Below are 8,456 nucleotides of genomic sequence, written 5' to 3'. Positions count from 1 at the left end.
GATTAAAAGATTAAAAGATTAAAAGATTAAAAGATTGAAAGATTAAAAGATTGAAAGACAGAAGTACAGTTTAGTATTCGACAGGTTTGGGCAACACTTTCAAGAATTTCGAGTGAAAGCTTAAAACAATTTAAAAATCAAGAATTTAGAGATTGAATTATTTTTCATAATCGCATAGGAAGTCGGAATGCGCGATTACTAACTGATCTAATTTACCGCTCTTAAAAATTATCGTAATACGTTAAATCTTTACTGATTTTACCGTCCTTAATTTCAAAGATAGTGCAAATAGGTAGTGAGAATTTCTTGCCATCTGGTGCAGTTCCCGACGACTCGAATTCAACAATAACATGATTTTCAGAAGGATACATGGCTACCACGCGATCTTGAACATCTGGTATCATTTTGTGTAATTCCGAATATTTTTTGACGATCTCGCCGTGCGACATCTTTACGTTTTTGAGTCCATACGCCGGATCTTTCATCTCGGGCTGTGCAATGTACATAGCTGCCATTTTCTACCAATCGTGATTATTAAAATGTGTAAAATATTGCTCGATAATTGCTTTGTTAGTTGCGGAATGATCCTGCTCAACAGCAATTGGCTTTGATTGCTGGCAAGATATTGCAATCAGCGAAAAAACAGTGAGTAAGGCAGTGTACTTCATAAGTTTGGTTTTTGGTTGGTTAAATCGTTTTTATCTGTTAAAAAGTTTGTTCCGTTTGATGTCGATTCCTTTTCGCAACAGATACGCATGGTAGGAACTCGGCACATCGTGTGTCCATTTTGGTAAAAGTAAAATTATTAAAATCACATCTAAATGTGCTATAAATCCTACGATTACGCAGCTGTAAAAATAGATTCCAGCCGTTTTAAAACCAAGTAACGCCGTGAATGCAACCAAAAGCGTGATTCCCCAAAATTTTGAAAGAATGGCATGTGTACAAGTTTCTTTTTTGAATTTGAGCAGACTAATTACGTAACAAAGTGCTTCCATAATAACGATCGTGTAAATGCCAAGCAGGTTTTCGCGCAGCAAATCACTTCTTAAAAGCCAAGTTGCAAAGCCAATCGACAACCAAAAAATTAAATCGGTCTGACTGTCAAGTCGTCTTAAATTCTGATTCGAACTGTTTTGTTTTCGAGCGATAACACCATCAAAAATATCAGTAAGTAAACCAACGTACATCAAAATCAGTATACACAAAACCGATTGTTCTCCGTAGAAATACGCGAGTGCTAGAATTATTGGTGCAAAACAAAATCGAATTAAAATTAAGGTTTTTGGAATGTTCATTTTTGCTGTTGCACTATTTTAAGTTCCTATTTATCTGATCGATGATAAGTCAAAAGTAGGTTATTTTTTTTACCAGGTCTCCACATTTACGAGTAAGGAAGTCGGGGGGGATTTTGAGATTTAAAGATTAAAAGATTGGGAAATTGAAAGATGGAAGTACAGTTTAGCATTCGAAAAGCTCGCGGAGGAGCTTCCTAGCGTTAAGCGCTGCTTTGCGCGAAACGTTCAACGACTGTCGTGTTTTCGAGCTTTACACGCCTTAAGTCATAAAAAAACCCACCCTCGTTTGCACAAGGATGGGAAAAATTGCTATGAAAAAGAAATTACTAGTCGCCTAGTACTTATCAAAAGTAAAAAAATACTTTTTATTATGAGAACATGTCCTTAACTTTTTCAAAAAAAGATTTCTCGCTTTTTTCCGGATGAGGTATGAAGTTTTCATCAGTAAGCGCTTTTTCGAAAAAGATTCGCTGTTCTTTTGTTAAAGTCTTGGGTGTCCACACATTTACGTGAACCAACAAATCGCCGTTGCCGTAGCCATTTATGTTCGGAACTCCTTTGCCTTTTAAACGCAAAATTTTTCCGGATTGTATGCCTTCTTCCAGCTTTATACGGACCTTGCCGTTTACCGCTTCGATATCTTTCGATACACCCAATGCCGCTTCGGCAAAACTAATATACAAGTCTAAATGTAGGTTCTCGCCCTCGCGTTTCAAGGTTTCGTGTTCAACTTCTTCAATGGCCACTAACAAATCGCCTGGTATGCCGTTTCCTGGCGCGTCGTTTCCTTTATTCGAAACTTTTAGTTGCATGCCATCAACAACACCGGCTGGAATTTTAATCGAGACGGTTTCGTCGTTTACAATCATTCCTTGTGCGTCGGCATTAGCAGGTCGGTTTTCTAAAATCTGTCCAGCACCGCCGCAGGTAGGGCATGTACTCGCCGATTGCATGCGACCCAAAATGGTATTTGTAACACGCATTACTTGGCCTTGTCCGTTACAGGTTCCGCAGGTTTTGTAGCGAACGCCTGGAGCCTGAACTTTCCGTTTTACTTTGATTTTCTTCTCAACACCGTTGGCAATTTCTTCCAGCGTTAAACGAACTTTAATGCGCAGGTTACTGCCTTTTACACGTCGTTGTTGTCCGCCGCCTCCGCCAAATCCGCCAAAACCACCACCGAAGGCACTTCCGAAGATGTCGCCAAATTGCGAGAATATGTCGTCCATGTTCATATTGCCACCGCCAAATCCACCGCCTTCAAAAGCTTGATGCCCGTACTGATCGTACTTGGCGCGTTTCTGCGGATCGCTGAGCACTTCGTAAGCTTCAGCAGCTAATTTAAACTGCTCTTCGGCTTCTTTGTTGCCCGGATTTTTATCGGGGTGAAATTCTATCGCTTTCTTGCGGTAGGCTTTCTTGATGGTCGCTTCATCGGCATTTCGCGGAACACCAAGTATTTCGTAAAAATCTTTTTTCATCTTAATTTCCCGTTACAACTTTTGGGTATCGGATGATTTTGTCACCCAATTTGTATCCCTTTTCAATTACATCAACCACCTTTCCCTTCAAATGCGGCTCAGGCGCTGGTATTTGCGTGATGGCTTCCGCAAAGTCGGCATCGAATAAATCGCCCGCTTTAACGTCAACTTGCTCAAGACCTTTGCTTTGCAAGGTGCTTTTAAACTTATCGTGAATCAAACTTACACCTTTAAACAAAGCTTCGTCGACGTTCTCGGCTTTTGAAATTTCGGCTACCGCACGATCGAAATCGTCTAAAATCGGAAGCAATGCCACTAAAACGTCTTGATTTGCCGTCTTAAATAAATCGATTCGCTCTTTTGCAGTTCTGCGTTTGTAGTTTTCAAATTCAGCAAACAAACGAATAAACTTATCTTTTTCTGCAGCTAAATCAGCAGTTAATTTTTCTTCGGCCGACAATTCCACTTCGGGTTTTGTCGGTACATCCGACGCATTGTCAGTTGTTTCAGCAGCAGCTGCATTTTCGGCAATAATTTCTTCCTCCGGCTTATTTATTTCGGTTTGCTCCGTACTCATTTTTCCTTCTGATTTCAAGGGATTTTTAAATTTCATCTCAATTTGCTTACGCCTGTACTGCAAGGATATTGCCAAAGCAGTTTGCTGTGTCAAATTGTCACCATTTCATCGTTTGATAATGTCTCGCGATGGGTGTTTGTATTGCAGCAAGTTTTTAAGGGCCTCGTCGAGCGATTCGTATTTGAAATAGAAGCGTTTATGCATGAGTTTTGCAGGCGAGACCCGTTGCGAGTCGAACAGCAAGGTGTGCATTTCGCCTAAAATGAGTTCCATTACAAATCGCGGCACAGCAGGCAACCAAAGGACTCGGTCGGCGTAATGGGCTATCTTTTCAGTGAGAATTCGGTTGGTTGTAGGCGAGGGGGCAACAGCATTAAAAACGCCTTCGAGAAAAGTAGCCTCTGCATCTTCGTAAATTTCGACCATGTCGTCGATATGAATCCACGATTGCCAATTCGAACCGTCTCCAAACCAAGTTCCAAAACCTTTTTTAATCGGATTGTAAATTTGCGGAAATACGCCGCCTTCGGTAGCGAGAACCAATCCGGTGCGCAGCTTACAAACACGCATGCCAAAGTCGGCAAAACGATCTGCAGCCGCTTCCCACAATACGGTAACTTCGGATAAAAAGCTGCCATCGCGTTCGCTGAAGTCTTCGGTGTACAGCCGATTTTTATCGCTCGGATAAATCCCAATAGCCGAAGCCGAAATGAAATGTACCGGTTTGTGCTCGCTGGCCGCAACCAAGTCGTACAGCATGTTTGCCGTTTTTACGCGACTGTCGATGATTTCTTGTTTGTATTTCTTTGTCCAACGTTTAGCAATGGTAGCTCCCGCTAAATGTATGATGCTCCGAACATCGGTTATGCAATTCGGATCAATATATCCCGTGCTTGGATCCCACAGAAAATTAACCACATTTTTCTGCTCGATAAACTTACTTTTTGAAGTAGTAAGTACATGTACAATGAGGCCTTTAGCAGTGAGTTTGTTTACTAATCGTCTGCCAATTAAGCCAGTTGCGCCTGTAACCAATACGTTGGTGACCATTTTCATGCTTTCAATTTTAGTGTCCATTCAAACCGAAATCGAGATACTTCCTGGCCACTTTCGTTGGTTCCAACCGCTTCAAGCCAAAAAGTAGTGTTGTCGGATTCGGGTTTTAAATCGCTAACAGCTTTATGAACGGTTTCGCCACCTAAACACGTAAAAACGATTTTTCCGGTAGCTTTTTTGGTAAAAACCGATTCGTTTCGAGCCACCAACATGCTGATTCGCTTTTTTGATTGTTGGATTTCGTTCATAACCAAAGCACCTGTTGCCAATTCGGCGGCCATAGCTTGAACAGCGAAGTACATCGAATTAAACGGATTTTGATTAATCCACCGATGGGTAACGTCAACGGTACAGCTCTTCGCGTCGAGTTTCTTCACACGCACTCCGCATAAATAGGCGGAAGGCAGCTTAAAGAATAAAAATTGATTTACCTGAGAAACGGTCATACCTCGTATTTAAGCCGTGAATTTACGACGTCTTTGCGGAAATCCTACAGTTTGTTTATTGTTAATATTTTGTTAATATTAGGTACTATGCAAAACAATGTACCTGTTTTCGTTTATATCTTTGCATAAGAAATTAACAGACAATAGATAGTACTAGTCAGAAGTGAGTTTCAATCATCATCAAATCAAAATCAAAAAAATCATGAAATTATGAACATCGAGAACACAAAAGCTCAAATGCGCAAGGGTGTTTTGGAATTTTGCATCCTCTCGGTCTTGAAAGACAAGGAAGCATACACATCCGAAATTCTCGATACCTTAAAAAACGCCAAGTTGTTGGTTGTGGAAGGTACCGTTTATCCGCTCTTAACTCGTTTAAAAAACGATGGATTACTAAATTATCGCTGGGAAGAATCGACCTCTGGTCCGCCAAGAAAGTACTACGGTCTAACTGAATTAGGTAAAACTTTTCTCAACGAGTTAAATAATACTTGGACCGAATTATCAGACGCAGTTTCAATCATCACTAATCAAAACTAGAAATCATGAACAAAACCGTTAATATAAATCTGGGTGGCTTATTCTTCCACATCGATGAAGATGCTTACCAAAAGTTATCGCGCTATTTTGATGCGATAAAGCGTTCTTTATCCGACGCGAATGCACAAGATGAGATAATAAAAGATATCGAAGTACGTATTGCCGAGCTTATTTCGGAGAAGCACAGCAGTGGCAAGCAAGTAATTAGTTTAAAAGAGTTAGACGAAATAATCGCGGTTATGGGACAGCCGGAAGATTATCGTTTAGATGGTGAAGCTGCTGCAGAACCGATCGACTCAACGTTTCAAAACAGAAAAACACGCAAACTGTACCGCGATATCGACGAAGGAATGATCGGTGGCGTGGCTGCAGGTTTAGGGCACTATTTTGGTGTTGAAAAAGTATGGATTCGCGTTTTGTTGGTAGCGCTTGTGTTCTTGGGTGTTGGTAGCGGTATTATTGCTTACATCGCGCTGTGGATTATTATTCCGCAAGCGATCACTACCAGCGAAAAATTGGAAATGCGCGGAGAACCCGTAACGATTTCCAATATTGAGAAAAAGGTGCGCGAAGAGTTCGAACAAGTGTCGGAGCGCTTCAAAAACACCGATTTTTCGGCCGCTGGCCAACGCGTACAAACCGGAGCGCAGCGCGTTTCTAATTCGTTAGGCGATGCATTCGGAACTTTAGTGAAAATCTTCGTAAAATGTATCGGAATACTTATTATTCTTTCCTGCATCCCAGTTATTGTAGCACTGATTTTAGGTGTGTTTGCCACAAGTACAGCGCTTGTTTCTGAATTCCCGTGGTCGGTTTTGTATGAAGGAGGCAATTTTACCGACTATCCGTTATGGTTAATTGGTGTACTGATCTTAATTGCTTTTGGCGTACCTTTCTTTTACTTGATGTTGTTAGGTTTTAAATTGTTGCTCAACAATTTTAAATCGCCAGGGAAGATATTCAACTTTACGATTTTAGGTTTTTGGATAATAAGTATCATCTTGTTGATTGCTTTTACCATCGCTCAAATTAAGGAGTTTGCGTACGAAGGTCGCACGACCAACAAGCAAGACATTGCAGTTGATCTCAACAAAACCTTACTGATTCAGTTTGCAGAAAACGACGATGTTGAAATCGATCCGAGAGACCACAACGATTTTCAAATCTACACAGATAGTACCGACAAAGAGTATATTTACAGCGAAGATATTAGCTTCGAGATTCGTAAGTCAACAAAACCAACAGCTTATGTGCAAATTGTTAGACGGGCGAACGGAAATTCATCGAAAGCAGCACGTCATAATGCAGAAGAAATTACATACAATTATACGTTTGCCGATAATACACTTACTTTTAATAAGTATTTGATTACGGATGTTAAGAACAAGTTTCGCGATCAGGAAGTAGAAATTATCTTGTATTTACCGGAAGGCGTTACTTTTAAGACCGCCGAAAACGTAACGGATTTCGATATAACTGATAACGATTTCTTTAACTTGCATTACAGCTCAGATGAGTATCTTTATAAGGTTTATTCGGATCAGGTAAAATGTTTGACTTGCCCGGAAAGTGAGAATGAATTTAACGATGTTATTCAAACGCAAACAAAAATTGGCGATACGATTGTAACAAAAGTGCAAGTGGGTCGTCAGAATATAGAAACCAAAACGACCGAAGACGGTACGTTGATCATTTCTGAAAACGGAACAGTAACTAAAATCAAAACCAAATGATCAAATTTATTATCTGGATTGCAAGAATCATTGTAGCCGTAGCCATCGCCTTAGTTTTTGCAGCTTGTGGCGGAAATCCATGGGGAGTAAAGGGAAGCGGAAAAATTGTTACCCAAACACGAACAGTTAACGCAGCCTTCACAGGTATCGATGCCGGGACAGGAATCGAAGTACGCGTTTCGGAAAATCCATCAACGGAAATTACCGTAACCGCAGATGATAATTTACAAGAACTTATTGAAGTTGTTGTGGAAGGAAATGTATTGAAAGTACGTTCAACAGGAAGTTACGACGCCGAAGAAACACCGGTAGTAACTGTTCAGGTACCAGAAATCGAAGTTTTGAAAGCTTCTAGCGGAGCGACATTAAAATCGACTTCCACTATTAAAGGTACAAAGCTTACTTGCGATTCGAGCAGCGGTAGTACCTTACGAGTAGATGCTGAAGCCGATGTGATTCGACTTACCTCTTCGAGCGGAAGTTCGTTACAAGTAAAAGGAAAAGCATTAGAGTCGTTTGCAGACGCTTCGAGCGGAAGTTCGCTAAATGCTGCCGAATTGAGTTCGAATAAAGTTACTGCTTCGGGAAGCAGCGGCAGTACGATTCGTGTGGCGCCTTTGGTGGAGTTAAACGCCGACGCTTCGAGTGGAAGTTCGATTGTTTACGTGAAAGTTCCTGAGAAGATTAACACCAAGACAAGTTCAGGTGGAAGCGTAAGTTCCAATTAGTAGGTTAGGATTAGTTATGATAAAGAGTCGGACTGTTTCAGTTCGGCTTTTTTTTATGCTTTTTGGCCGGATGTTTCTTCTTCGAAACAAGCTTGATGCAGAAAAAAATTGATTTTCTGTAAATTCAGTTATCTTTTATTGGAAGTAAATCGTTGATTTTTTGGAAACAAAAAATGCATTTAAACGTATGTATTACAGTTATTTACTTCGGGTAATATTGCAATATTACAAATTGAAAAATACAAAGTCGTTTCACTTTTAGAAATCGCTTGTTTATATGTCTGGATTGTCGCACCTCTTTCTCCGCGTTAGGTGGTGCAGCGGAAAGCGCGCAACGTTGAAACATGAGGCAAATAGCAACAGCCGTGGCGACCACAGAAGCCGCGGATTTTGCCGAATTTGCCCAAGTGGCAACGGCGTACTTGTAGCGTAAACACCGCCCGCCGCACCATAAGAACCTGAGTTCGATTAAAAATTTTTGTCAGATCGCTTGAAATCAACAAATCGTGAAACAAAATAGCAATGAAAAGGAACGACTCCAACGCTAAACATATAAACGGCTGCCTACTTCGTTAGATTTTTTTGCGATACTACAGT

10 protein-coding genes are annotated in these 8,456 nt (G+C 40.7%); 3 read left to right on the top strand and 7 right to left on the bottom strand.

The genetic code is table 11. The features are described from left to right. Positions 1-221 precede the first annotated feature (221 nt). From CHX27_RS15685 to CHX27_RS01670, 7 genes are all read right to left on the bottom strand, one after another. Positions 222-506, bottom strand: a complete 285-nt coding sequence (locus tag CHX27_RS15685; RefSeq protein ID WP_207758922.1) for a nuclear transport factor 2 family protein — start codon at positions 504-506, stop codon at positions 222-224. Between the two features lie 12 nt (positions 507-518). Beyond that, complete coding sequence (locus CHX27_RS15680) at positions 519-668, bottom strand: hypothetical protein (protein WP_207758921.1); 150 nt, start codon at positions 666-668, stop codon at positions 519-521. A gap of 30 nt (positions 669-698) precedes the next feature. Continuing rightward, the gene (locus CHX27_RS01690; protein WP_094485039.1) at positions 699-1,298 is read right to left on the bottom strand and encodes a CDP-alcohol phosphatidyltransferase family protein; all 600 of its coding nucleotides are present in this window, start codon (positions 1,296-1,298) and stop codon (positions 699-701) included. A 368-nt stretch (positions 1,299-1,666) separates the two neighbouring features. Then, complete coding sequence (dnaJ, locus tag CHX27_RS01685) at positions 1,667-2,779, bottom strand: molecular chaperone DnaJ (protein WP_094485038.1); 1,113 nt, start codon at positions 2,777-2,779, stop codon at positions 1,667-1,669. Between the two features lies 1 nt (position 2,780). After that, the gene (locus tag CHX27_RS01680) at positions 2,781-3,392 is read right to left on the bottom strand and encodes a nucleotide exchange factor GrpE (protein WP_094485037.1); all 612 of its coding nucleotides are present in this window, start codon (positions 3,390-3,392) and stop codon (positions 2,781-2,783) included. A 69-nt stretch (positions 3,393-3,461) separates the two neighbouring features. Next, positions 3,462-4,433 carry a TIGR01777 family oxidoreductase gene (locus CHX27_RS01675; protein WP_243388938.1) on the bottom strand — a complete coding sequence of 324 codons (972 nt, stop codon included), beginning with the start codon at positions 4,431-4,433 and terminating at the stop codon, positions 3,462-3,464. Next, complete coding sequence (locus CHX27_RS01670) at positions 4,409-4,858, bottom strand: DUF4442 domain-containing protein (protein WP_094485036.1); 450 nt, start codon at positions 4,856-4,858, stop codon at positions 4,409-4,411. The genes CHX27_RS01675 and CHX27_RS01670 overlap by 25 nt, the downstream gene beginning before the upstream one ends. A gap of 210 nt (positions 4,859-5,068) precedes the next feature. On the opposite strand from CHX27_RS01670, the gene CHX27_RS01665 reads away from it, so the two are divergent. Genes CHX27_RS01665 through CHX27_RS01655 form a run of 3 tightly spaced genes read left to right on the top strand, consistent with a single transcriptional unit; the run spans position 5,069 to position 7,859 of the window. Beyond that, positions 5,069-5,398, top strand: a complete 330-nt coding sequence (locus tag CHX27_RS01665) for a PadR family transcriptional regulator (protein ID WP_094485035.1) — start codon at positions 5,069-5,071, stop codon at positions 5,396-5,398. Positions 5,399-5,403: 5 nt separating this feature from the next. After that, positions 5,404-7,131: a PspC domain-containing protein gene (locus CHX27_RS01660; RefSeq protein WP_094485034.1), complete on the top strand. Its 1,728-nt coding sequence runs from the start codon at positions 5,404-5,406 to the stop codon at positions 7,129-7,131. Continuing rightward, positions 7,128-7,859: a head GIN domain-containing protein gene (locus CHX27_RS01655; RefSeq protein WP_094485033.1), complete on the top strand. Its 732-nt coding sequence runs from the start codon at positions 7,128-7,130 to the stop codon at positions 7,857-7,859. The genes CHX27_RS01660 and CHX27_RS01655 overlap by 4 nt, the downstream gene beginning before the upstream one ends. Positions 7,860-8,456 lie beyond the last annotated feature (597 nt).

This window comes from Flavobacterium aurantiibacter, assembly GCF_002251775.1.
GTDB lineage: Bacteria > Bacteroidota > Bacteroidia > Flavobacteriales > Flavobacteriaceae > Flavobacterium > Flavobacterium aurantiibacter.
The sequence above is the reverse complement of the archived record's forward strand: the minus strand, read 5'-3'. Positions and strand labels throughout refer to the sequence as shown.

Coding starts and splice junctions, on each gene's coding strand:
- CHX27_RS01665 (WP_094485035.1), top strand. CDS start 5,069: ATGAACATCGAGAACACAAAAGCTCAAATGCGCAAGGGTGTTTTGGAA.
- CHX27_RS15680 (WP_207758921.1), bottom strand. CDS start 668: ATGAAGTACACTGCCTTACTCACTGTTTTTTCGCTGATTGCAATATCT.
- CHX27_RS01680 (WP_094485037.1), bottom strand. CDS start 3,392: ATGAAATTTAAAAATCCCTTGAAATCAGAAGGAAAAATGAGTACGGAG.
- CHX27_RS01690 (WP_094485039.1), bottom strand. CDS start 1,298: ATGAACATTCCAAAAACCTTAATTTTAATTCGATTTTGTTTTGCACCA.
- CHX27_RS01675 (WP_243388938.1), bottom strand. CDS start 4,433: ATGGACACTAAAATTGAAAGCATGAAAATGGTCACCAACGTATTGGTT.
- CHX27_RS15685 (WP_207758922.1), bottom strand. CDS start 506: ATGTACATTGCACAGCCCGAGATGAAAGATCCGGCGTATGGACTCAAA.
- CHX27_RS01670 (WP_094485036.1), bottom strand. CDS start 4,858: ATGACCGTTTCTCAGGTAAATCAATTTTTATTCTTTAAGCTGCCTTCC.
- CHX27_RS01660 (WP_094485034.1), top strand. CDS start 5,404: ATGAACAAAACCGTTAATATAAATCTGGGTGGCTTATTCTTCCACATC.
- dnaJ (WP_094485038.1), bottom strand. CDS start 2,779: ATGAAAAAAGATTTTTACGAAATACTTGGTGTTCCGCGAAATGCCGAT.
- CHX27_RS01655 (WP_094485033.1), top strand. CDS start 7,128: ATGATCAAATTTATTATCTGGATTGCAAGAATCATTGTAGCCGTAGCC.